Genomic DNA, 23,386 nt, shown 5'->3' with positions numbered 1-23,386 from the left:
CCGCTGTAAGAGCGGAACCCTAGGCGGCCGTTACCCAAATAACGGATATGCCCCCACCCCCACCCCCACCATCACGCTTCAGCACTATGCACCACCACCAAAAGCTGCGCCTGAACCTCCCCCACCGACCGAATCCGATGCGGCTTCTGCGCATTGAAATGCAACGCATCCCCCCGATTCAACACCACCCGCTCACTCATGAAGTCCACCTCAACCTGGCCTTCATGCACAAACAAAAACTCCTCCCCCAAATGTTCCTTGAAGGTCTTGTCGGTGAACTCCGCCGGCGGGTAAATGATGAACGGCAACAAACTACGCTCACTGACCTGATGCGCCAACACCGCGTAACCCGGTGACGCATCGGTGCCCGACAACGCCTGCCGTTCGTGGCTGCGCACCAGGCTGTAGCTGTCGAGGCTGACATTGTCCTCGCTGAACAATTCTTCGACCTTCACATTCAACGCCTTGGCCAGTTTCAGCGCCGCCGCAATCGACGGCGTATTCAACCCGCGCTCGACTTTCGACAGGTAACTCTTGGTCATCCCGGATTTTTCCGCGAGCGACTCCAACGTCACACCAAGTTTTTTTCTCAATATTTTCAAACGGATAGACATGCGCAGCGGTTAATCCATTAAAGAGGCGATGATGAATGCTTGCTAATGACACTTTGTGTCATATAGTCTCTTTAGTGTCATTTGCGACGAACAAGGACACTGATATGGCCAAGACATTAGCACTCTCGAAAGACCAACTGGTCAAGCAGGCGCTGACCCAGATGCAAAACACCCTGGCGGATAATACGTGGACCGACCGGCAAAAGCTGGCGCTGACCTGCCGGATCCTGTTCGAAAACGGCCACGACTCCGGCCTCGCCGGGCAGATCACCGCCCGTGGCCCGGCACCTGGCACCTACTACACCCAACAACTGGGCCTGGGTTTTGATGAGATCACCGCCAGCAACCTGTTGCTGGTCAACGAAGACCTGGAGGTGCTGGAAGGCCATGGCATGCCCAACCCGGCCAACCGTTTTCACAGCTGGGTGTACCGCGGTCGCCCGGACGTGAACTGCATCATCCACACTCACCCGACCCACATCGCTGCGTTGTCGATGCTGGAAGTGCCGTTGCAGGTGTCCCACATGGACCTCTGCCCGTTGTACGAAGATTGCGCATTCCTCGAAGCCTGGCCCGGGGTGCCGGTGGGCAACGAAGAAGGTGAAATCATCACCGCTGCCCTGGGGGATAAACGCGCGATTCTGCTTTCCCACCACGGCCAATTGTCCACTGGGGCGAGCATCGAGGAAGCCTGTGTGATCGCGCAGTTGATCGAGCGCGCGGCCAAGTTGCAGCTGCTGGCGATGGCCGCCGGCACGATCAAGCCGATCCTGCCGGAACTGGGCCGTGAAGCCCATGACTGGATTTCCAAGCCCAAGCGCCACGGCGCCGCGTTCAACTACTACGCTCGGCAGAACCTGCGCCAACACGCCGATTGCCTGAACTGAAACCCTTTTTCGACCGGAGACCTTTCCATGTCCAGCCCTTCTATTCACGGCATTATCGGCTACACCATTACCCCGTTCAGCACGGACGGACAGCGCATTGACCTCGACGCCCTGGGCCTTTCGATCGACCGCCTGATCGACAGCGGCGTGCACGCTGTCGCACCGTTGGGCAGCACCGGCGAAGGCGCCTATCTCAGTGATGCAGAGTGGGATGAAGTCGCCGCCTACAGCATCCAGAAGGTGGGCAAGCGTGTGCCGACCATCGTCAGCGTCTCCGACCTGACCACCGCCAAGGCCGTGCGTCGTGCGCAGTTTGCCGAGGCCCACGGCGCGGACGTGGTAATGGTATTGCCGGCCTCGTACTGGAAACTCAGCGAGGCGGAAATCCTCGCCCACTATGCGGCCATTGGCGACAGCATCGGCGTGCCGATCATGCTCTACAACAACCCGGCTACCAGTGGCACCGACATGTCGGTGGACTTGATCCTGCGCATCGTCAACAGCGTCGACAACGTGACCATGGTCAAGGAAAGCACCGGGGATATTCAGCGCATGCATCAATTGCACCGGCGCAGCGAGGGCCAGGTGCCGTTCTACAACGGCTGCAATCCGCTGGCACTGGAGGCGTTTGCGGCGGGTGCGAAAGGTTGGTGCACGGCGGCGCCGAATCTGATTCCTCAGCTCAACCTGGATTTGTATGAAGCCGTTTTGGCCAATGACCTGGAGAAAGCGCGGGAGCTGTTTTATCGCCAGTTGCCGTTGCTGGATTTCATCCTCAAAGGTGGCTTGCCGGCGACGATCAAGGCCGGTTTGCGGCTGACGGGCCTGGAGTCGGGGGATCCACGGCTGCCGGTGTTTCCGCTGGCTGAGGCAGGCCGTGTTCAGTTGCAAGAGCTACTGACCCTGTTGCGCTGAAACGCAATCCAAATGTGGGAGCGGGCTTGCTCGCGAATGCGGTGGGTCAGTCAATTAATAGGTCGACTGACTCACCGCATTCGCGAGCAAGCCCGCTCCCATGTTTAGTCCGCATCCAACCTTGGATTTTCAATAGAGACAAATGACAATAATTCTCGATATCATTCACGACTTTTCCACGTCGTGCTTCGTCAAGAAGGATATCCATGTCTCGTCCCAAGCCCGACCCACTGTCGGCCGATGCCTTTCGCGGGTTTTATGCAGATATCCTGCATTTCCTGCGTAAACGCACGGACAACGCCAGCGACGCGGCAGACATGACCCAGGATGTCTTCACCCAATGGCTGGACTACCGCGACCGGGCTCAGGTCGAGCAGCCACGGGCGTTTCTGTTCCAGATGGCGCGCAATCTGCTGCGCGATCACTGGCGCAAACAAAAGGTGCGGCACACCGTCCACCAGCAACAGGCCGAACTGGATGCCGAACCTGTCAGCGACTCGCGAGACGATCCCATGGCCGCCGCGCAACGCCTGCAACGCCTGGAACAGTTGAAAGAAGTCCTCTCTGAACTCTCGCCGAGAAGACGAGAAGCCCTTATGCTGCACCGCTTCGAAGGCCTGAGCCAGGCGCAGATCGCCGAGCGCATGGGCGTTTCGGTCAGCATGGTGGAAAAGCACATCGCTTTTGCCTTGCTGCATTGCAAGCAGCGACTTCAACAAGAACAGGGCAAGGAGCAGCCAGAATGACCCGCCTGAGCGACATCGACACCTGTGACATCGAGGCCAGCGACTCCATCGATGCCCAGGCCGCCAGCTGGTTTGCGCGCAACCGCAATGACGCCGGTCGCGCCGACCGCAAGGCGTTTGCCGCCTGGCAGTCCGAGCCGGCCAATGCCCGCGCCTACGCCGAATTCGAACAGCTGTGGGCCGACCTGGCCCAGTTGCAGCAACTGAACAAACCGACACCGCTGCCCGTGCGCAAACCACCCGTGTGGCGCCCGGCCCTGGCGGTGGCTGCCGCCCTGGTGTGTGCCGTGCTGGCGAGCAACATCGGCGCCCCGCGCGAGCTGTTCCACGCCCAGGTCGCGGCCCATGCCAAAGGAATGCGCACCATGCATTTGCCTGACGGCAGCACCTTGTACGTCAACGCCAATACGCGCCTGCGGGTGGACTTCAACAGTCACCAGCGCATCGTGCATCTGGATCAGGGCCAGTTGTATATCGAGGTGGCGCCCGACAAGGAGCGTCCGCTGTTCGTGCAGGCCGGTGAAGCCAATGTGCGGGTGGTCGGCACCGGCTTCGATGTGCGGCGCAGCAAGCAGCAACTGGTGGTCAGCGTGGCCCATGGGCAAGTGGCGTTCGATCCGGATACCAGGCTGCCGGCCACCCTGCTCGGCGCCGATCAGCGCGCTACGTTCAGTTATGCCAAAGGCACGCTGCAGCAGCAAACCCTCACTGCCGGCGAGGTCGCCGATTGGCGCGGCGGCCACGTGTCGTTTCGTAATCGCGAGCTGGCCAGCCTGATGGATGAGTTAAGCCTGTACCGGCCCCAGGCGCCGTTGCTGGTGGACAGTGCGGTGGCGCAACTGAAGGTCTCGGGCAATCTGGACGTGAATGATCCGGACGCCCTGCTCAACGCCCTGCCGGCGCTATTGCCGGTGAAAACCGTGGCCCTGGCCGACGGCAATATCAGGATCGAACCGCGCAAATAGCCCCGCGGAATTCTTATTTGAGAATATTTTGCATTCGCATGTGAGGATTATTTTTCCTGCCGCGTCTTCCTCGGGTCTGCGTTTGATACGCACACCTTTCTGGCCATTTGGCTACTCCGGGGGATTTCATGTTTCGCGCGCCTTGCCACGTTCAGCACCTGTTTCTTCGACCCACCGCCATTGCCGCCTGCCTGGCCTTCAGCCTGAGTGCCCAGGCCGAGTCGTTCAAGCTGCAACTGCCGGCCCAGTCCCTGGCCACGTCCCTGAGCCAGGTGGCGCAGCAGGCGAAAATCCAGCTGCTGTTCGATGAAGCGCTGCTGAAAAATATCCAGGCGCCGGCCCTCAATGGCGACTTCACACCGGAAGTGGCGATTCGCACCCTGCTCAAGGACGGCGAGTTCGTATTGCTCAAGGTCGGCAGCACTTACGTGGTACGCCCCGAAGAGGGCAAGACCACCAACAGCAGCGCGATCCAGCTCGACGCCCTGAGCGTGATCGGCACCGGCAACGAGGTCGACTCCACCACCGTCGGCCGTTCCACCCTGACCCAGGCGGACATCGACCGCTACCAGTCCAACAACATTCCCAGCCTGCTGCAAACCTTGCCCGGCATCAGCCAGGGCGGCTCGCTGAAGCCCGGTGGCCAGACCATCAACATCCGTGGTTTCGGCGACGCCGAAGACGTGCCGCTGACCGTCGATGGCGCCACCAAAAGCGGTTTTGAGCGCTATCAGCAGGGCACTGTGTTTATCGAGCCCGAGCTGATCAAGAGCATCGAAGTGGAGAAAGGCCCCAACTCGCCCTTCAGCGGCAACGGCGGCTTTGGCGGTACGGTCAACATGACCACCAAGGATGCCCCGGACCTGCTCAAGGACGGGCGCAACAGCGGTGCCATGCTCAAATACGGCTACTCCAGCAACGACCATGAGCAGGTCTACAGCAGTGCCGTTTACGGGCGTACCGATGACGGCCGCTTCGACGCCCTGGCCTACCTGACCCAGCGCGACGGCGGCGACATGAAACTGGCTGCCACCCTGCCCAACGACAACAACCAGTACCCGATCAACCCCAAGCGCCTGCCCAACAGCGCCCAGAATGTGGACGGAAAACTGTTCAAGTTCAATGCTCACTTCACCGATGAGCAAAGCCTGGGTCTGTCGTATTCGCGCTCCAACAGCCAGCGCTGGACGCCCTTCTCTGCCGCCAGCTACCCGACGCCGCCGACCCAGGCCAACATCGACCGCTATGGCTACGAAGCCGCGCTGAAACGCTTCCTGGCCAACCGCAATACCGTCGACACCACCTGGTCCGGCAAGTACGAATACCAGCCGATGAATAACCCGCTGGTGGACTTGACCATCAAGTACTCCGAATCCAATACCGACCAGACCGACGAGCGCGACGCCACGGCGTTTTTCCAGTTGGCCACCGGCGGGCGCAAGATGGACACCTCCTATAACGACAAGAACCTCGACGTACGCAACGTCAGCCTGTTTTCCACCGGTGCGTTGCAGCACGCGGTGACCACCGGTGTGCAAATCCGCAAGCACACCCGGGAAACCGAAATGTGGATGCCCGGCGCCACCTACAACACCCCGAAATACAACTACGGGCACTTCCAGCCGGGCTTCATGCCCCATGGCAAGGTCGACACCAACAGCTTCTTTATCCAGGACGCGGTGACGCTGGGCGATGTGACCATTACCCCGTCGATGCGCTATGACCATGTGCGCAACCGCGGCGAGGCCAACGACGCGCCGTACTACAGCAACCCGGACCCGGCCATCGGCCATGACTACAGCGACCGCACTTACACCGGCTGGTCGCCACGCCTGGCGGCGTACTGGACCATCACCCCGAACGTGGCGATGTTCGCCAACTGGAGCCGCACCTGGCGTGCGCCAGTGATCGACGAGCAGTATGAAGTCCAGGGCCTGGGCAGCCGCACCGCCACCAGCCTGGACCTGGACCCGGAGCGCATCACCTCCATCACCCTGGGCAACGTCACCAGCTTCGCCGACGTGTTCGCCCACGGCGACAACCTGCAACTGCGTACCACGCTGTTCCACAACAAGGTCGAGGACGAAATCTTCAAGGCCACGGGCGTGGGCTGCCAGAACCAGGCGGTCAACGGCGGGACGATTTCCAGCGCCTGCCCGCCGGGCGCGATGTCCAACTACCGCAACATCGGCGGCATGACCATCAAGGGTTTCGAGGCCGAGAGTTTCTATGACTCCACCTACGTGTTCGGCTCGGTATCGTTCGCCTACACCACCGGTAAACATGAAGGCGCCTACACCAACCCGTGGGGGCCGGACGTCTGGGCGCGGGACATTCCGCCAACCAAATGGGTGGTGGTGCTCGGCACCAAGATCCCGAGCCTGGATATGCGGGTAGGCTGGCAAGGGCAGTTCATCGGCGCCACCAGCCGCCTGCCGAGCGACAAGTATTCCGGCGGCCCGGGCACCAGCATCGGCGACCTGTTCTACGACCAGTACGGCAACAAGCGCTACAACACGCAAGGCCTGTTCGCCAGCTGGAAGCCGCAACAGGCTTACCTCAAGGGTACCGAGGTGAACTTCACCGTAGACAACCTGTTCAACAACAACTTCCGACCGGCCCTGAGCGGCGACCGCGCCTACACCAAGGGCCGGGATGCGAAGATCAGTGTGACGCGGTTCTTCTGACCCCACCTAATCAATGTGGGAGCGGGCTTGCTCGCGAAAGCGCTGGATCAGTCGGTACATGAGTTACCTGACACACCGCCTTCGCGAGCAAGCCCGCTCCCACATTCAGATCTTCTGCGCGCCATTTCTTGTATTCACAAGGCTGAGCTCTGGGGCGTAAACCCGCTGCTTGCTCAAATACCGCGTGCAACTCACCCGCAAGAACGAAGCAAAATTCACCACTTCGCCGCGGTAATCCATCACTTCTTCATACAGCTTGGCGATCAGTTGATTGGTGGTCATGCCATCCACCTCGGCGATTTCGCTGAGGATGTCCCAGAACTGGTTTTCCAGGCGCACGGTGGTCACCACGCCGCAGATGCGCAGGGAGCGCGAGCGGGATTCGTACAGAATCGGGTCGGCCTTGACGTACAGTTCGCACATGGCGATGACCTCCGCTTTACAGGGTGATTTTGGTGCCCAGCAGTCCGAGGAAACCCGCGAGCCAGCTTGGGTGCGCCGGCCACGCCGGGGCCGTCACCAGATTGCCTTGAACGTGGCTGTCGGTCACCGGGATATCGATGAACGTACCGCCCGCCAGTCGTACCTCCGGCCCGCACGCCGGGTAGGCGCTGCACTCGCGGCCTTCCAGGATCCCGGCAGCCGCCAGCAGTTGAGCGCCATGGCACACGGCAGCGATGGGTTTGCCAGCCTGATCGAAATCCTTGACCAGTTGCAGGACCTTTTCGTTCAGCCGCAGGTACTCAGGGGCACGGCCACCCGGCACCAGCAGCGCGTCGTAGTCGGCGGCGTTCACCTTGGCAAAATCCGCATTCAGGGCGAACAGGTGCCCGGGCTTTTCGCTGTAGGTCTGGTCGCCTTCGAAGTCGTGGATCGCCGTGCGCACGGTCTGGCCGGCAGCCTTGTCAGGGCACACCGCGTGCACGGTATGCCCCACCATCAGCAGCGCCTGGAACGGCACCATCACTTCATAGTCTTCGACGTAATCGCCGACCAGCATCAGGATTTTTTTCGCGGCCATGGGACATTCCTCCGGTTGAACGGTTGGGCAGATAGGAGTAGCCAAGATAGACCTGTGCCGATGAGCCGGGTAATGGCCCGCTACTACATCATTGCGGACCAGCCCTCTGTAGGAGCGAGCTTGCTCGCGAAGCACGTTAACGATAACGCGGGTAACCAGACAGCCCGCGACGCTCTCAGGTTTTTCGCGAGCAAGCTCGCTCCTACACAAACTGTACGGTCCAATCTGCACCCAGCTGTAAGCGCGCGTTTGCGGGGCTTTGTGGCTAGATGAACGTCCACTTCCGGCCCATTCGATTCTGGTTCCTTCCATGAGCTCCCGCGAAAATACCGGCATGGCCCTCGGCCTGCTGGGTGTCGTCATCTTCAGCCTCACCCTGCCCTTCACCCGTATCGTGGTGCAGGAAATCCACCCGTTGCTCAATGGCCTGGGCCGGGCGTTGTTCGCGGCGGTGCCGGCGGCGGTGCTGTTGCTGTGGCGCCGTGAGCGCTGGCCCACCTGGCGCCAGGTGCGCGGGCTGACGCTGGTGATTGCCGGGGTGATCCTGGGTTTCCCGGTGTTGTCGGCCTGGGCCATGCAAACCTTGCCCGCGTCCCATGGCGCGCTGGTCAACGGGTTGCAGCCGCTGTGCGTGGCGCTGTATGCGGCGTGGCTGTCCCATGAACGTCCGTCGAAGGCCTTCTGGGCCTGCGCGGCGCTGGGCAGTGCGCTGGTGCTGAGTTATGCGTTGATCACCGGAGCCGGCAGCATCCAGGCGGGCGACCTGTTGATGCTCGGGGCGATTGCCGTGGGTGGCTTGGGTTATGCCGAAGGCGGCCGGTTGGCCAAGGAGATGGGCGGCTGGCAGGTAATCTGCTGGGCGCTGGTGCTGTCGACGCCGGTATTGATCGGGCCGGTGGCCTACCTGGCGCTGCAACACGAAGGGCCGATCTCCATGCGCACCTGGTGGGCGTTTGGTTATGTCTCGTTGTTTTCGCAGTTCCTGGGGTTCTTTGCGTGGTACGCCGGGCTCGCCATGGGTGGCATCGCCCGGGTCAGCCAGATTCAGCTGTTGCAGATCTTTTTCACCATCGCGTTTTCGGCGCTGTTTTTTGGTGAACACATCGAGCCGATTACCTGGCTGTTTGCCTGCGGGGTGATTGTGACGGTGATGTTGGGGCGCAAGACCAGCGTGAAGCCTGCGCCAGCTCCCAAGGCTAGCGCGATCTAATGTGGGAGCGGGCTTGCTCGCGAATGCGGTGGATCAGTTGATACATCAGGTGACTGACACACCGCTTTCGCGAGCAAGCCCGCTCCCACATTTTTGATTTGCGTCGTACTCAGGCGAGGTAACCTTCCGACCGCAGCAGGGTTTCCAGGCAATGTTCGGTGATGTTGTAGAACGCCTTGAGCTCCTGGATTTTCTCCAGGAGTTGAGCGTTGTCCACCGGCTCGGCACGCTTCACGGCCAGGATCATCTTGTTCTTGTTGGTGTGCTCCAACGAGATGAACTCAAACACCTTGGTCTCATAGCCGCACGCTTCAAGGAACAACGCGCGCAAACTGTCGGTGACCATTTCCGCCTGCTGGCCCAGGTGCAGGCCGTATTGCAGCATCGGCTTGAGCAGCGCCGGGCTCTGGATCTGCAGGCGAATCTGCTTGTGGCAGCACGGCGAGCACATGATGATCGACGCACCGGAGCGGATGCCGGTGTGAATCGCGTAGTCGGTGGCGATGTCGCAGGCATGCAGGGCGATCATCACGTCCAGTTCGCTGGGCGCGACGCTGCGCACATCCCCGCACTTGAACACCAGCCCCGGGTGGTCCAGGCGGGCGGCGGCGTTGTTGCACAGGGTCACCATGTCTTCGCGCAGTTCCACGCCGGTGACTTCGCCGTCGGCGTTGAGGGTGTTGCGCAGGTAGTCGTGGATGGCAAACGTCAGGTAGCCCTTGCCCGAGCCAAAGTCCGCGACCCGCACCGGCTGGTCCAACTTCAGCGGCGAGGTGGTCAGCGCATGGCTGAACACTTCGATGAACTTGTTGATCTGCTTCCACTTGCGCGACATCGCCGGGATCAGCTCGTGTTTGGCGTTGGTCACACCAAGGTCGGCGAGGAAGGGCCGGGTCAGGTCCAGGAAGCGATTCTTCTCGCGGTTGTGCTCGGCAGACGGCGCTTCGCGCAGTTGCTGCGGCTTGCTTTTGAACAGTGAGCTTTTGTTTTTCTTGCTGTATTCCAGCTGGGCTTCGTCGGTCACCGACAGCAGGTGCGCATTCTTGAACGCCGCCGGCAACAACTCGGCAATTGCCGCCACGCCGTCGGCCAGGGAGAAGTTCTTGGTGATGTCGCGGGTCTTGTAGCGATAGACGAAGGACAGGCAAGGCTGATCCTTGACCGTCAGCTGCTTGATGATCAGCTTCTGAAGATCAGGCTCGGTGCCGACGTACTTGGCCAGCACCAGCTTGATAAAGGCGTTTTGCTCAAGGCTCGCGCTCAGCAGTTCGAGGAACTGCGCGTGATGATCCGGCGCGGGGCTGGCAGGTTTAGCGGTGGCAGACATGAACAAAAACGCCTCGGGCAGGGAATGCCGGGAATTTTACACTACTCCAACACCACCAACCGATTCGGCAGCTCATTGCGTGCGTGGGTCACCGGTACGTGCTCCCTGAGCAATTCCCCGCAAGCCTCAATACACGCCACAAACCCGGCCAACGTCTGGCCTTGCTTCACCTGGCGGGTGAAGTCCTTGACGATCGCATCCCAACTGCTGTCATCCAGGCGACTGGAAATCCCCTTGTCCACCAGGATTTCCACATACCGCTCGGCCTCACTGACAAAAATCAGCACCCCGGTGCTGCCCAGCGTGTGGTGCAGGTGCTGCTCGAGAAACTGCCGCCGTGCCAGGTTGGACGCGCGCCAATGGCGCACCGAGCGCGGGATCAGTCGCGTGGTGACCCTGGGCAAACGGAACACCAGGCACAGCACGACGAACGTGCCCCACTGCGCCAGCAGCAAGGTGTACATGGTCAACCAGCCCGACAGGTAGTGAATGATCCCCGGCACCACCAGCGCCAGCAGGCTGGCCCACAGCAGCGGGATGTAGGCGTAGTCGTCGGCGCGGGCCGCGAGCACGGTCACCAGTTCGGCGTCGGTCTGTTGCTCGACCCGGGCGATCGCCTCGGCGACCTGGCGTTGCTCGTGTTGACTCAGTAATGCCATGGTTGTTGATGCTCTCTAGTTATTGTCATTACCAGCCGCCCGAGGCGCCACCGCCGCCAAAACCACCGCCGCCGCCCCTGAAGCCACCGCCACCGCCACCTCCCCCGCCGCCACGACCGCTGCTGCTGAGAATCGCCAGCAGGATAGCGCCAACGGGCAGGCCCATGCGATTGCACAGCCACAACACTGCCAGCAACAGGATGAACAGGCCAATGGAAATGCCCGGGTTTTGCTTGGCGAAGTTGGCCTCGGACACATGCGCCGGCACGGCCAGCGGATCGCCGCCCACCACCTGCAGCATCGCCGCCACGCCGTCGCTGATGCCCTTGCTGTAGTTGCCCGCCTTGAACGCCGGGGCGATCACCTGGTTGATGATCACCCAGGACTGCGCATCCGTGAGCACGCCTTCCAGGCCATAACCCACTTCGATGCGAATCTTGTGCTCATCCCGGGCGACGATCAGCAGGGCGCCGTTGTCCTTGCCCTTCTGGCCGATGCCCCACGCGCGGCCCATTTGATAACCGAAGTCTTCAATGGGCACGCCTTGCAGGTCGGGCACGGTGACCACCACGATCTGGTCGCCGCTGGTCTGCTCCAGCGCCTGCAACTGCTGGGTCAGCTGCGCACGCACGGCCGGGTCGATCATCTGGGCGTTGTCCACCACCCGTCCGGTCAGGGCCGGGAAATTCAGGGCGGCCTGGGCGGTCAGGCTGAAGGCCAGCAGCACCGCCGCCATCAGCCAAGCGCGCTTGCCCATCAGAATTTCACTTGCGGCGCTTTATCGGCATCGGCACTGGTGGCCTCGAAGTTGGCGCGGACCGGCAAGTCGCTGTACATCACGCTGTGCCACAGGCGGCCAGGGAAGGTGCGGATCTCGGTGTTGTAGGCCTGCACTGCCTGGATAAAGTCGCGGCGGGCCACGGCGATGCGATTTTCGGTGCCTTCAAGTTGGGATTGCAGGGCCAGGAAGTTCTGGTTGGCCTTCAGGTCCGGGTAGCGCTCGGACACCACCATCAAACGGCTGAGGGCACCGCTCAAACCGTCCTGGGCTTGCTGGAACTGCTTGAGTTTCTCGGGATTGTCGAGGGTGCTGGCGTCCACCTGGATCGAGGTGGCCTTGGCCCGCGCTTCGATCACGGCCGTCAGGGTGTCCTGTTCATGGGCGGCGTAGCCCTTGACCACTTCCACCAGGTTGGGGATCAGGTCGGCGCGCCGCTGGTACTGGTTCTGCACCTGGGCCCAGGCCGCCTTGGCCTGTTCGTCCAGGGTCGGGATCTTGTTGATGCCGCAACCGCTCAGCACGGTGCTCACCAGTATCAATGCCACGGCCTTCCAGCCCCAACGGTAACCTTGTGCTGCTTGCATGGTGTTTCTCCTGCCAAACCTATGAAATTTACCGACTGACGCGTTAGCCACGGGCTTAGGGCATAATCCGCCACCACCCACTGGATTGCATCGTGCCAATCAGCTAAAAGATGCCCAGCGCCAATAAGAGTTCAGAAGTGTGCGGTATTTATCTGAACAACACCCGAACAACAATAGACGCTCTCCGGTCCCAAGGCTGCGAGAAAGGATTTTCATGAAGAAGCTGTGTTTGCTGGGCCTTGTTGTCAGTTTGGCCACTCATTCCGTATTAGCCGAAACAAAGCCCGCAGTGCTCAAGGACAAGGACGCCTTCGTCAGTGACCTGCTCAAGCAGATGACCCTTGATGAGAAGATCGGCCAATTGCGCCTGATCAGCATCGGCCCCGAAATGCCCCGCGAACTGATCCGCAAGGAAATCGCCGCCGGTCGCATCGGCGGCACCTTCAATTCGATCACCCGCCCGGAAAACCGTCCGATGCAGGACGCAGCCATGCGCAGCCGGTTGAAGATCCCGATGTTCTTCGCCTATGACGTGATCCACGGCCACCGCACGATATTCCCCATCAGCCTGGCCCTGGCTTCCAGCTGGGACATGGACGCCATCGGCCACTCCGGGCGCATCGCCGCCCAGGAAGCTGCCGCCGACAGCCTCGACATCACCTTCGCGCCGATGGTCGACATCTCCCGCGACCCGCGCTGGGGCCGTACCTCCGAAGGCTTTGGCGAAGACACCTACCTGACCTCGCGCATTGCCGAAGTGATGGTCAAGGCCTTCCAGGGCAGCAGCCCGGCCAAGGCCGACAGCATCATGGCCAGCGTCAAGCACTTCGCCCTGTATGGCGCGGTGGAAGGCGGTCGCGACTACAACGTGGTCGACATGAGCCCGGTCAAGATGTACCAGGACTACCTGCCGCCCTACCACGCCGCCATCAAGGCCGGCGCCGGTGGCGTGATGGTTGCGCTGAACTCGATCAACGGCGTACCCGCCACCGCCAACACCTGGCTGATGAACGACCTGCTGCGCAAGGACTGGGGCTTCAAGGGCCTGGCCGTGAGCGACCACGGTGCGATCTTCGAGCTGATCAAGCACGGCGTGGCCAAGGACGGGCGTGAAGCCGCCAAGCTGGCGATCAAGGCCGGCATCGACATGAGCATGAACGACTCGCTCTACGGCAAGGAATTGCCAGGCCTGCTGAAGTCCGGCGAGATCGAACAGAGCGACATCGACAATGCCGTGCGCGAAGTGCTCGGCGCCAAGTACGACATGGGCCTGTTCGCCGACCCGTACCTGCGCATCGGCAAGGCCGAGGATGACCCGGCCGACACCTACGCCGAAAGCCGCCTGCATCGCGCCGACGCACGTGACGTGGCACGCCGCAGCCAGGTGCTGCTGAAAAACCAGAACAACACCCTGCCGCTGAAAAAGGACGCGACCATCGCCCTGGTCGGCCCGCTGGCCAAGGCGCCGATCGACATGATGGGCAGCTGGGCTGCTGCCGGTAAACCCGCGCAATCGGTGACCCTGCTGGACGGCATGAACGCCGTGATCGGCGACAAGGGCAAGGTGATCTATGCCCGTGGCGCCAATATCACCAACGACAAGAAAGTCGTCGACTACCTCAACTTCCTGAACTTCGATGCCCCGGAAGTAGTGGATGACCCGCGCTCGTCCCAGGACATGATCGACGAAGCCGTCAAGGCCGCCAAAGGCGCCGATGTGGTCGTGGCCGCCGTGGGCGAGTCCCGTGGCATGTCCCACGAATCGTCGAGCCGCACCGACCTGAACATCCCGCAGAGCCAGCGCGACCTGATCAAGGCCTTGAAAGCCACCGGCAAACCGCTGGTGCTGGTGTTGATGAACGGCCGTCCGCTGTCGATTGTCGAGGAGAACGAACAGGCTGACGCAATCCTGGAAACCTGGTTCGCCGGCACCGAAGGCGGCAACGCTATCGCTGACGTGCTGTTCGGTGACTACAACCCGTCGGGCAAGCTGCCGATCACCTTCCCGCGTTCGGTGGGGCAGATTCCGACCTACTACAACCACCTGAGCATTGGCCGGCCGTTCACTCCGGGCAAGCCGGGCAACTACACCTCGCAGTACTTCGATGACACCACCGGGCCGCTGTTTCCGTTCGGTTACGGCTTGAGCTACACCAGTTTCAGCCTGTCGGACATGGCGCTGTCGTCCACCACCCTGAACAAGACCGGCAAGCTCGACGCCACCGTGGTGGTGAAAAACACCGGCAAGGTCGATGGCGAAACCGTGGTGCAGCTGTATATCCAGGACGTGGCCGGCTCGATGATCCGCCCGGTGAAGGAATTGAAGAACTTCCAGAAGATCATGCTCAAGCCGGGCGAAGAGCGCGCGGTGCACTTCACCATCACCGAGGAAGACTTGAAGTTCTACAACACCCAACTGAAGTTTGCGGCTGAGCCGGGCGAGTTCAATGTGCAGATCGGGTTGGATTCGCAGGATGTGAAGCAGCAGAGCTTCGAACTGCTCTAAAGTCTTGCCCGGTCAAAATGTGGGAGCGGGCTTGCTCGCGAATGCGGTGGATCAGTTGATACATCAGGTGACTGACACACCGCTTTCGCGAGCAAGCCCGCTCCCACATTTGATTGGGGTATTCTGGCTTATCCGCGGCGGTCCAGCAGGTTGACCACCAACCGATCAATCCACCCCCACACCCGCTGCTTCACCCGCCGCCACAACGGCCGCGACTGCCATGCCTCAAGGCTCACCGCCTGGCTCAGGGCAAAATCCCGCTCGAAACTCCCCACCACTGCCAACGTCAATTCCGGGTCCAACGCTTCCAGGTTCGCTTCCAGGTTGAAGCGCAGATTCCAGTGGTCGAAGTTGCACGAGCCAATGCTCACCCAATCGTCCACCAGCACCATTTTCAAGTGCAGGAAGCACGGCTGGTATTCAAAGATCTGCACCCCGGATTTGAGCAAACGCGGGTAGTAACGGTGCCCGGCATACCGCACCGACGGGTGATCGGTACGTGGCCCGGTCAACAGCAAACGCACATCCACCCCGCGCCCCGCCGCCCGGCGCAGGGCACGCCGTACGCTCCAGGTCGGCAGGAAATACGGCGTGGCCAGCCAGATACGCTGGTGGCCGCTGTTCAGCGCGCGGATCAGTGACTGCAAGATATCGCGATGCTGGCGGGCGTCGGCATAGGCCACACGCCCCAGCCCCGGTCCTGTCGCTGGCACCTTGGGCAACCGTGGCAGGCCAAAATGCGTGGCCGGTTTCCAGGCTCTACGATCGTCGTTCGCCAGCCACTGACGGTCGAACAACGCCTGCCAATCCAGCACCAGCGGGCCACGAATCTGCACCATCACTTCGTGCCAATCGGCGGTGTCTTCCCCAGGCGTCCAGAATTCATCCGTCACGCCGGTGCCGCCAACCACGGCGATGGTCTGGTCGATCAACAACAGCTTGCGGTGGTCCCGATAGAGGTTGCGCATCCAGCGGCGCCAGCTCAGGCGGTTGTAGAATCGCAGGTCCACCCCGGCATCGATCAACCGCCGACGCAGGCCCAGGGTAAACGCCAGGCTGCCGTAGTCATCGAACAGGCAACGTACGCGCACGCCACGTTCGGCGGCCGCCACCAGGGCCTGAACCATCGCCTCGGCACACGCGCCCGCCTCCACCAGATACAGCTCCAGCGCCACCTGTTGCTCAGCCTGGGCGATACCTTCCAGCATGCGTGGGAAGAAACTCGGGCCGTCGACCATCAGCTCGAAACGGTTGGCGCTGCGCCACGGGAACACTGCGCCGCTCATGTCAGCGCGCCGTGAAAATCAGTACCGCACCCACCGGCACCGACAGGCTGATCTGCGACAGCCCGGCGGCCTTGCGCAATGCGGCTACCCCCGGCAGCAAATCGAAATCCTCGGCGTGCACCACCAATGGCTCCAGGGTGACCACCTGGAAGCGTCGGTCATCCAGGCGGGTCGCCAGCAATTCGGTGCTGTAGGTCTGGGTCTTGCCGTGCAGGGTCACCGACAGCGGCAGGCGCAGCTCGTATTGCGCGCCGGGGGCCAGGTCGTTGATCGGTTGCAGGTTGATCTGCGCATTGATCACCGCGTCCGGGTAGGTCTTGATCTCGAACAGCTCATTGCGCATGCGCTCGTCGCGCAGCGGGATGCCGCTGTTGATCGACTCCAGTTCGACTTCCAGCTGCGCCGCGCCTTTGCTGTCGACCTTGCCATGCAGCACCAGGAAGCGCTGCACTTCAGCGATGTCGGTGTTCTTGGTGGTGACGAACGACAGGCGCGAGGACTCGTTGTCCAGGTACCAGTCGGCATGGGCAGGCACGGCGGCAGCGGCCAGCAGCAGGAAGGCCATGGGTTTGAACAGGGACATAAAGACTCTTGGGGCAAAAAACCTGGGCGAACAGTAACAAAGACCTCCTGTAGGAGCGAGCTTGCTCGCGAAGGTTGCCAACGATGACGCGGGCATTCTGAATGAACGCGGTGCCTGTGAGTTCTTCGCGAGCAAGCTCGCTCCTACGGGGGAACGGTGGTCAGGCCAACGCCTGCTGCACATCGCGAATCGTCGACTCCAGGCTGGCCAGGTGCAGGCTCAGCACCCGTTCCACCGGTGCCTGATCCATCGGCCAATGCAGCGCCATGCTGCCCACCAACCGGCCATTGGCCCGGACCGGCAAGGCCACCGCGCGAATCAGGAACGGCAGGCGCACCGGGTATTCCCAGTAGCCTTCGGTGCGTTGGCCAAACCCCTGGTGCTGGGATTGTTCACACGCCCGGTATTGATCGTCTTCCGCCACATGCTCACGACCGGCCAGGCGCTGCACTTCATCCGCCGACAATTGCGCCAGGCACGCCTTGCCCATGGCCGAGTGAAACAGGCTGGCATGCTGGCCGACGATCTGGCAATTGTTCGGGTAGAGCTTGCGCAGCACCGTGGGGATCGCGCTTTCCATCACTTCCAGGCGCTCGCCGTCGAAGCTCGACAGGTCCACCACCAGGCCGGTGCGCTCGCTGAGGTCCAGCAGCCACGGCGCGGCGCTTTCCACCAGTTGGCGCTTGAAGCGTTGCTGGGTGTCGCCGAACAACCGTCTGGCCCGCAGGCGGTAACGCCGGTCGCTGAGCCCACGATAGATCCAGCCCTGTTCCTGCAAGGTCAGCAGCATCCGCGAGACCGTGGCCTTGGGCAGGTGAGTCAGGTAATGCAACTCTTCCAGCCCCAGCGCCTGATGCTCGCCGAGCAATTCGATGATCGCCAGTGCCCGCCCTACTGAGCGTACGGTTCCCGTCTCGGCGTCGCTGCCCATGTGTCGATCTCCTTGATGCCGATGGATGATCTGATTTCACAGCAAGATACAGGCCCGTCGCGGCTCAACCGGTCGCCGAGAGGCAAGCGGGTGGGCGCCGCTGCACCCAGCGGGTCAGTTGTTCGTGGGCGTACGCCAGTTGCAACACTGTCCTGTCCGCCTGGGCCGGGCCGATGATCTGCAGGCCCATGGGCAAGCCCCGGGGGTTGAAACCCACCGGCACGCTCATGCTCGGCAGGCCGGCCAGGGTGGGGCCGATCACCACTTCCATCCAGCGATGGTAGGTGTCCATCTCGCGCCCTGCGACGAGGCGTGGCCAGGCTTGTTGTGCATCGAAAGGGAACACTTGGGCGGTGGGCAGCAACAGGAAATCGTAACGTTCGAACAGTTTGCCGAGGGCGCGGTACCAGTCGCTGCGGTTGATCGAAGCCTGGTAAACGTCCGCCGCACTCAGTTGCAATCCGCCCTGCACTTCCCATTGCGCCTCCGGCTTGAGCAGTGCACGTTTTTGCGGGTCGGCGTACGCCGCGCCGAGGGAGCCCTGGATCAGCCAATGGCGGTGCACCAGCCAGGTCTGCCACAGGCGTTCCAGAGAAAATTCCGGTTGGCAGTGCTCGACCTCGCAACCCAGCGCAGCGAAGTCCTTGAGGGCCGATTCGCACAGGCTCATCACGCCGTCTTCCATCGGCAGGTAACCGTTGTAATCCCCGAGCCAGCCCAAGCGTGCACCCTTGAAGTCGCGCTGCAATGGCTCACCCAACACCGCCGGATCCTCCTTGAGCGACAGCGGCACCCGAGGGTCGTAGCCGGCCTGCACACTCAGCAGCCGCGCCACATCCGCCACGCTGCGACCCATCGGGCCTTCCGTGGCCAGTTGCTGGACGAACAGCTCCGGCGCCGGCCCGTGAGGCACCCGACCCTGGGACGGACGCAGGCCAAATACGTTATTGAACGCCCCCGGGTTTCGCAGCGAGCCCATCATGTCGCTGCCATCCGCTACCGGCAGCATGCGCAATGCCAGCGCCACCGCCGCGCCGCCGCTGCTGCCACCGGCCACCAGGCGCGGGTCATAGGCGTTGCCGGTGGTACCGAACACGCTGTTGTAGGTCTGCGAGCCCAGGCCAAATTCCGGCACGTTGGTCTTGCCGATGATGATCGCGCCACTGGCCCGAACCCGCGCCACGCTGATCGCATCTTCTTGAGGAACATGCTCGGCGAACAACGGCGAACCGAGGGTGGTGCGCAGGCCCTGGGTCGCCGCCAGGTCCTTGATGGCCTGGGGCATGCCGTGCATCCAGCCACGGGATTGGCCTTGGTCCAACTCGCGATCACGCTGCGTCGCTTCGGCCAGCACGTCCTCATGGGAGCGCAGCGAGACCAGCGCATTCACCGTCGGGTTGAAGCGTTCGACCTGGGCCAGATACGCCTGCATCACTTCATGGCAGGACACCTGCCGCGCATGGATCGCCCGAGACAGTTCGATGGCATCCAGTTCAACAATACTCAAGGTTTCACCTCGCTGGAAAACGGCGCCGGTCGTTTCGCCCGTGGCGCCTCATGCATGCAGTAAGTGCCCAGCAGCGTCAGGACGCAAGCGAACAGCACATAAAATGCCGGGGCTACCGGCGTGCCCAGCACCTTGCTGAGCCAGGTGACGATCAACGGCGCAAAGCCCCCGAATACCATCACCGCCACGTTGTAAGCCACCGACACCCCGGTGGAGCGTACTTCGATGGGAAACTGCTCGGCCAGGGCCGTCGGCGCCGGGCCGAAAAAGCCGCCGATGGCAGTGCACAACATCACCTGCATCACCAGCAAACGCTCGATGGACGGTGCCGCCGCGACCCACACATACAGCGGGTACACCATCACAAAAAACGCCAGGGTGAACGCCATCAATACCGGGCGCCGACCGAACCGATCCGACAGCAGGCCGGACAGCGGAATCACCACGGTCATCAGCGCCACCGCGAACATCTGCACCATCAACACCTGGTCCAAAGGCAGGCCGAGGTTCTTGTGGGCAAAGGTCGGCATGTTCACCAGCACCACGTAGAACGACACCGTTGCACCACAGGCCAGGCCCATCGATACCAAGATGCTGCGGCGGTGGTCGCGGATGACGTCCATCAAGCTCGGCGCCGCACCCTTGGCCTGTTTGCGTGCCTCGATAAATTCCTCGGGGTCTTCCATGTGCCGGCGGATCCACAAGCCCACGGGACCGATCAGCAAGCCGAAGATGAACGGCAGGCGCCAGCCCCAGACTTCAAGGGTGTGCGGCTCGAAGAAGTGCGTGACCAACGCCACCATCGCCGCGCCGCCGAACACCGCCAGGCACTGTCCCACCAACTGCCAGGAACCGTACAGGCCCTTGCGATGGGCCGGCGCGCTCTCCACCAGGAACGCCGTGGCACTGGCGTATTCACCGCCGGTGGCAAAGCCCTGGAGCATGCGCGCAACCACGATCAGCATCGGCGCGCCCATGCCGATGGCAGCATAGCTGGGGGCGAAAGCGATCAGGGCGATGGAGATGGTCATCAACCGGATGATCAGTTGCATCGCGGCCTTGCGGCCTTTGCGGTCCGAATACATGCCCAGCAGAATCCCGCCCACCGGGCGCATGAAGAAGCCGACGCCAAAGGTGGCCAGGGCCATCAGCAGCGAGGCGTATTCATCCTCCGAGGGGAAAAACTGCCGGGCGATAATGCTGGCGAGAAAGCCGTAGACGATGAAGTCATACCATTCCAGCGCATTGCCGATCACCGCCGCCACCACCTGGCGGGTGCGGGATACACCTTGTTTTGAAGCCTGCATGGGAACACTCCATTCAACCAGTCGGGAAAGGGTCCAGCGGCAGAAAAAAGAGGTCGTCAGGCGGGCTTGAGCCAGCTCTCGGCCAGCGCGCCCCAGTAGGCGGCGCCGGTCAACAGGATGTCGTCGTTGAAGTCATAGGCGGGGTTGTGGACCATCGGCCGCGACACGCCGTTGCCGATAAACAGGTAGCTGCCGGGGCAGCGTTGCAGCATCCAGGCGAAGTCTTCGCTGCCCATCAGCTTGGTGGTGTTGCCGTCGACGGCATCTTCACCCAGCAGGGCGACGCCGACCTGGCGGGCGAATTCGGTTTCTTCGGGATGGTTGACCAGCACAGGATAGGCCGGGCGATGTTCGATCTGCGCGGTGCAGCCGAAGCTCGCGGCCTGGGTCAGGATGATCGCCTTGACCCGCGCCAGCATCAGTTCACGCACGTTTGCATCCAGGGCACGCAGGCTCAAACGCAACAGTGCTTGCTGGGGAATCACGTTGGCCGCCTGGCCCGCTTGCAGGGCACCGACGGTCACCACGGCGGCTTCCTGGGCATTGATATTGCGCGCCACCACGGTCTGCAATGCCATGACCATACTGGCGGCGGCCACCAGCGGGTCGACCGTCAGGTGCGGCATGGAGCCATGGCCACCGACGCCTTCGAGGGTCACGGTGAGCAGGTCCTGGGAGGCCATCATCGGTCCAACGCGCAGGCCCAGATGGCCGGCGGGCAGGCCCGGCATGTTGTGCATGCCGAACAGTGCATCGCAGGGAAACCGCTCCAGCAAGCCGTCGGCGAGCATGGCTTCGGCGCCGCCCTGGCCTTCTTCGGCGGGCTGGAAAATCAGGTTCAGGGTGCCGTCGAATTGACGGGTCGCGGCCAGGTAACGCGCGGCGCCCAGCAGCATGGTGGTGTGGCCGTCATGGCCGCAGGCGTGCATGCAGCCGGCGTGTTGGCTGCTGTAGCTGGCGCCGGTGTTTTCGATGATCGGCAACGCGTCCATGTCGGCGCGGATACCGAGCTTGCGCGAGCTGCTGCCATTGCGCAGCACACCCACCACGCCGGTCTGGCCGATGCCGGTATGGACTTCGTAGCCCCAGTTACGCAGCGATTGCGCCACGAGGGCGGAGGTGCGGTTTTCTTCAAAACCCAGTTCGGGGTGGGCGTGAATGTCCTGACGCACGGCGTGCAGGTCGCTGGCGACATCGCTCAGCCAATCCAGAATGTGCTGGTGTGGGCTCATGGTGATTCTCCTCGCAGGCGGGTGTTCCCGTTCTTTTTCGTTGCACACCGCCAGATAACCGCGATGTGCGCAGGAGGACAATCAAAGGTGGTTCCACCCTGTGGAACCTCAGCCCCACCTGTGGCTGCATTAGGGCAAGAGGCGGCAGCCCTCGCGCTGGCCCAGCCATTGGGCACTGTGGGCGCGGCCCAGGCCGCTGGCGGTCACGAGGTGTTTTTCAGGGTTGTCGGTGAAGGCGCTGGTGGGCACGTATTGCTTCACATAACCCTGGCAATAATCAGCGGGATTACCCTCCACATATCGGCAGGAGCAGTACTCCTTGGCGGTGTAGGCCGCGATGATGTCGGGGAAGGCTTGCAGGTTGACCCGCTCGTGCCAGACCCAGCCGAGCAACACGAGTAACAGCAGGATCAACAGACTGACGAAGGGATGACGGCGGATCATGGTTGCACCGCTGCAAGGACGCGCTTGAGGAGTTCGTTGTGGCGATAGCTGCCGTCGCGGTCGTCACCGTAGCGCACGATGACCAGCTGTTTTTCGGGCATCACGTAGAGCGCCTGCCCCCAGTGGCCGAGGGCGGCGAAGGTGTCGGCGGGCGCGTCCGGCCAGGGTCTGGCGGCACCCTGCACTTCGCGGTTGAGCCACCATTGGCCGCCCGGAACGGCTTCGTCCTGGCCCGCCTTGTACTTGTCGAACGGTTGGCGATTGAACGCGACCCACTCCTTGGGCAGCAATTGTTGCTCGCCCCAACGGCCGTCGCGCTGCATCAGCAGGCCGACGCGGGCCAGGTCGCGGGCGGTGAGGTAGGCATATGAGGACGCGACGAAGGTTTCCTCGGCATCGCTTTCCCAGGTGGCGTTGTGGATGCCCAGTGGCTGGAACAGGGCGGTCCATGGGTAGTCGACGTAGGCCTTGTGGCCGAGCATGCCCTTGAGGGTGGCGGACAGGATATTGCTGTCGCCACTGGAGTAGCGGAATGCCTGGCCGGGGGCGCTGGAGGTCGCGGTGTCGGCGGCGAACTCGGCCATGTCGTGGTGGCCGCGGGTGTAGAGCATGGCGACCACCGAGGATTTCAGCGGGGCGTATTCGTAGTCTTCCTGCCAGTCGAGGCCCGAGGCCCAGTGCAGCAGGTCGGCCATGGTCACGCCGGGGTGTTGTTTCATCGGCGGGTAAAAGCGCGCGGCGGGGTCGGTGAGTTTGAAGCGGTTTTCGCCGAAGGCCACGCCGAGCACGGTGGCCATCAGGCTTTTGCTGATGGACCAGGTCAGGTGCGGGGTGCTGGCGGTGGTGGGGGCGGCGTAGCGTTCGTAGATGATCTGGCCGTCACGGATGACCAGCAAGGCGTCGGTGCGGACGCCTTTGCGGGTGGTGTCATCGCGGGGTGGGAAGGCGTAGTCGTCCAGGGCCTTGGCGGCTGGGCCGGTCAGGGGCAGGCCTTGGGACCAATCCTTCTCCGGCCAGGTTTCGGCTTGGGCTGTCAGGGTGAACAGCAGCGCGGCGTAGAGCAGGCCTTTGAACATGGACTTTGAGACTCAGGGCATTCGAGCCCGCGAGGCTAGCCCAGGGGGATGACGGTTTTGTTACGGGGCCCTTGGGGGGAGTACATATCCGTTGTTTAGGTAACGGCTGCTTATGGTT

22 protein-coding genes are annotated in these 23,386 nt (G+C 62.3%); 7 read left to right on the top strand and 15 right to left on the bottom strand.

Going from position 1 to position 23,386, the window contains the following annotated elements; all coding sequences use genetic code 11:
• Nucleotides 1-71: 71 nt before the first annotated feature.
• Complete coding sequence (locus HX839_RS16425) at nucleotides 72-614, bottom strand: helix-turn-helix domain-containing protein (RefSeq protein ID WP_087692630.1); 543 nt, start codon at nucleotides 612-614, stop codon at nucleotides 72-74.
• A gap of 104 nt (nucleotides 615-718) precedes the next feature.
• On the opposite strand from HX839_RS16425, the gene HX839_RS16420 reads away from it, so the two are divergent.
• The 5 genes from HX839_RS16420 (at nucleotide 719) to HX839_RS16400 (ending at nucleotide 6,814) form a co-directional block, all read left to right on the top strand.
• The gene (locus tag HX839_RS16420; RefSeq protein ID WP_177067342.1) at nucleotides 719-1,501 is read left to right on the top strand and encodes an aldolase; all 783 of its coding nucleotides are present in this window, start codon (nucleotides 719-721) and stop codon (nucleotides 1,499-1,501) included.
• 27 nt (nucleotides 1,502-1,528) lie between these two features.
• Complete coding sequence (locus HX839_RS16415) at nucleotides 1,529-2,416, top strand: dihydrodipicolinate synthase family protein (protein ID WP_134325867.1); 888 nt, start codon at nucleotides 1,529-1,531, stop codon at nucleotides 2,414-2,416.
• A gap of 206 nt (nucleotides 2,417-2,622) precedes the next feature.
• On the top strand, nucleotides 2,623-3,162 hold the full coding sequence (locus HX839_RS16410) for an RNA polymerase sigma factor (RefSeq protein WP_087692632.1): 540 nt from the start codon (nucleotides 2,623-2,625) through the stop codon (nucleotides 3,160-3,162).
• Nucleotides 3,159-4,127 (top strand): FecR domain-containing protein, encoded by a 969-nt coding sequence (locus tag HX839_RS16405; RefSeq protein WP_177035415.1) that lies wholly within the window; start codon nucleotides 3,159-3,161, stop codon nucleotides 4,125-4,127. Before HX839_RS16410 ends, HX839_RS16405 begins: the two co-directional genes overlap by 4 nt.
• 128 nt (nucleotides 4,128-4,255) lie before the next feature.
• Nucleotides 4,256-6,814 (top strand): TonB-dependent receptor, encoded by a 2,559-nt coding sequence (locus HX839_RS16400; RefSeq protein WP_003209136.1) that lies wholly within the window; start codon nucleotides 4,256-4,258, stop codon nucleotides 6,812-6,814.
• Nucleotides 6,815-6,919: 105 nt separating this feature from the next.
• Here HX839_RS16400 and HX839_RS16395 read toward each other — a convergent pair whose 3' ends face one another.
• Nucleotides 6,920-7,237 (bottom strand): ribbon-helix-helix domain-containing protein, encoded by a 318-nt coding sequence (locus HX839_RS16395; protein ID WP_177067341.1) that lies wholly within the window; start codon nucleotides 7,235-7,237, stop codon nucleotides 6,920-6,922.
• A 16-nt stretch (nucleotides 7,238-7,253) separates the two neighbouring features.
• Entirely contained in the window at nucleotides 7,254-7,835 is a 582-nt protein-coding gene (locus HX839_RS16390; RefSeq protein ID WP_008430897.1) for a DJ-1/PfpI family protein, read from the bottom strand.
• 310 nt (nucleotides 7,836-8,145) lie between these two features.
• Here HX839_RS16390 and HX839_RS16385 point away from each other — a divergent pair, with 310 nt between their 5' ends.
• Nucleotides 8,146-9,045, top strand: coding sequence for a DMT family transporter (locus HX839_RS16385; protein ID WP_177067340.1), 900 nt, complete (start codon nucleotides 8,146-8,148; stop codon nucleotides 9,043-9,045).
• A 109-nt stretch (nucleotides 9,046-9,154) separates the two neighbouring features.
• Here HX839_RS16385 and HX839_RS16380 read toward each other — a convergent pair whose 3' ends face one another.
• The 4 genes from HX839_RS16380 to HX839_RS16365 are packed head-to-tail and all read right to left on the bottom strand — an operon-like array spanning nucleotide 9,155 to nucleotide 12,396.
• Nucleotides 9,155-10,372: an SAM-dependent methyltransferase gene (locus tag HX839_RS16380; protein ID WP_102606424.1), complete on the bottom strand. Its 1,218-nt coding sequence runs from the start codon at nucleotides 10,370-10,372 to the stop codon at nucleotides 9,155-9,157.
• A 41-nt stretch (nucleotides 10,373-10,413) separates the two neighbouring features.
• Nucleotides 10,414-11,031, bottom strand: coding sequence for a TPM domain-containing protein (locus HX839_RS16375; protein WP_003209147.1), 618 nt, complete (start codon nucleotides 11,029-11,031; stop codon nucleotides 10,414-10,416).
• Between the two features lie 28 nt (nucleotides 11,032-11,059).
• Nucleotides 11,060-11,788, bottom strand: a complete 729-nt coding sequence (locus HX839_RS16370) for a YgcG family protein (RefSeq protein WP_177067339.1) — start codon at nucleotides 11,786-11,788, stop codon at nucleotides 11,060-11,062.
• Nucleotides 11,788-12,396 (bottom strand): LemA family protein, encoded by a 609-nt coding sequence (locus HX839_RS16365; protein WP_003209150.1) that lies wholly within the window; start codon nucleotides 12,394-12,396, stop codon nucleotides 11,788-11,790. Before HX839_RS16365 ends, HX839_RS16370 begins: the two co-directional genes overlap by 1 nt.
• A 214-nt stretch (nucleotides 12,397-12,610) precedes the next feature.
• Between HX839_RS16365 and bglX the strand changes: the two genes are divergently transcribed.
• Nucleotides 12,611-14,902, top strand: a complete 2,292-nt coding sequence (gene bglX, locus HX839_RS16360) for a beta-glucosidase BglX (protein WP_177067338.1) — start codon at nucleotides 12,611-12,613, stop codon at nucleotides 14,900-14,902.
• 128 nt (nucleotides 14,903-15,030) lie between these two features.
• On the opposite strand, the gene HX839_RS16355 is transcribed toward bglX, so the two are convergent.
• The 8 genes from HX839_RS16355 to HX839_RS16320 form a co-directional block, all read right to left on the bottom strand.
• A complete protein-coding gene (locus tag HX839_RS16355; protein WP_008430889.1) occupies nucleotides 15,031-16,188 on the bottom strand; it encodes a phosphatidylserine/phosphatidylglycerophosphate/cardiolipin synthase family protein in 1,158 nt (385 codons plus the stop codon).
• A gap of 1 nt (nucleotide 16,189) precedes the next feature.
• The gene (locus tag HX839_RS16350; protein WP_008430888.1) at nucleotides 16,190-16,771 is read right to left on the bottom strand and encodes a YceI family protein; all 582 of its coding nucleotides are present in this window, start codon (nucleotides 16,769-16,771) and stop codon (nucleotides 16,190-16,192) included.
• A gap of 160 nt (nucleotides 16,772-16,931) precedes the next feature.
• Nucleotides 16,932-17,702 (bottom strand): helix-turn-helix domain-containing protein, encoded by a 771-nt coding sequence (locus HX839_RS16345; RefSeq protein WP_003209157.1) that lies wholly within the window; start codon nucleotides 17,700-17,702, stop codon nucleotides 16,932-16,934.
• A gap of 64 nt (nucleotides 17,703-17,766) precedes the next feature.
• On the bottom strand, nucleotides 17,767-19,209 hold the full coding sequence (locus HX839_RS16340; RefSeq protein WP_177067337.1) for an amidase: 1,443 nt from the start codon (nucleotides 19,207-19,209) through the stop codon (nucleotides 17,767-17,769).
• A complete protein-coding gene (locus HX839_RS16335; protein WP_008430884.1) occupies nucleotides 19,206-20,516 on the bottom strand; it encodes a citrate-proton symporter in 1,311 nt (436 codons plus the stop codon). Before HX839_RS16335 ends, HX839_RS16340 begins: the two co-directional genes overlap by 4 nt.
• Before the next feature lie 56 nt (nucleotides 20,517-20,572).
• The gene (locus HX839_RS16330; RefSeq protein WP_177067336.1) at nucleotides 20,573-21,748 is read right to left on the bottom strand and encodes a M20 aminoacylase family protein; all 1,176 of its coding nucleotides are present in this window, start codon (nucleotides 21,746-21,748) and stop codon (nucleotides 20,573-20,575) included.
• A gap of 129 nt (nucleotides 21,749-21,877) precedes the next feature.
• Entirely contained in the window at nucleotides 21,878-22,192 is a 315-nt protein-coding gene (locus HX839_RS16325) for an amidase (RefSeq protein ID WP_177021695.1), read from the bottom strand.
• Nucleotides 22,189-23,268 (bottom strand): serine hydrolase, encoded by a 1,080-nt coding sequence (locus HX839_RS16320; protein ID WP_177067335.1) that lies wholly within the window; start codon nucleotides 23,266-23,268, stop codon nucleotides 22,189-22,191. Before HX839_RS16320 ends, HX839_RS16325 begins: the two co-directional genes overlap by 4 nt.
• Between the last annotated feature and the right edge of the window lie 118 nt (nucleotides 23,269-23,386).

This window comes from Pseudomonas sp. I8001 (genome assembly GCF_013385345.1).
GTDB lineage: Bacteria > Pseudomonadota > Gammaproteobacteria > Pseudomonadales > Pseudomonadaceae > Aquipseudomonas.
The sequence above is the reverse complement of the archived record's forward strand: the minus strand, read 5'-3'. Positions and strand labels throughout refer to the sequence as shown.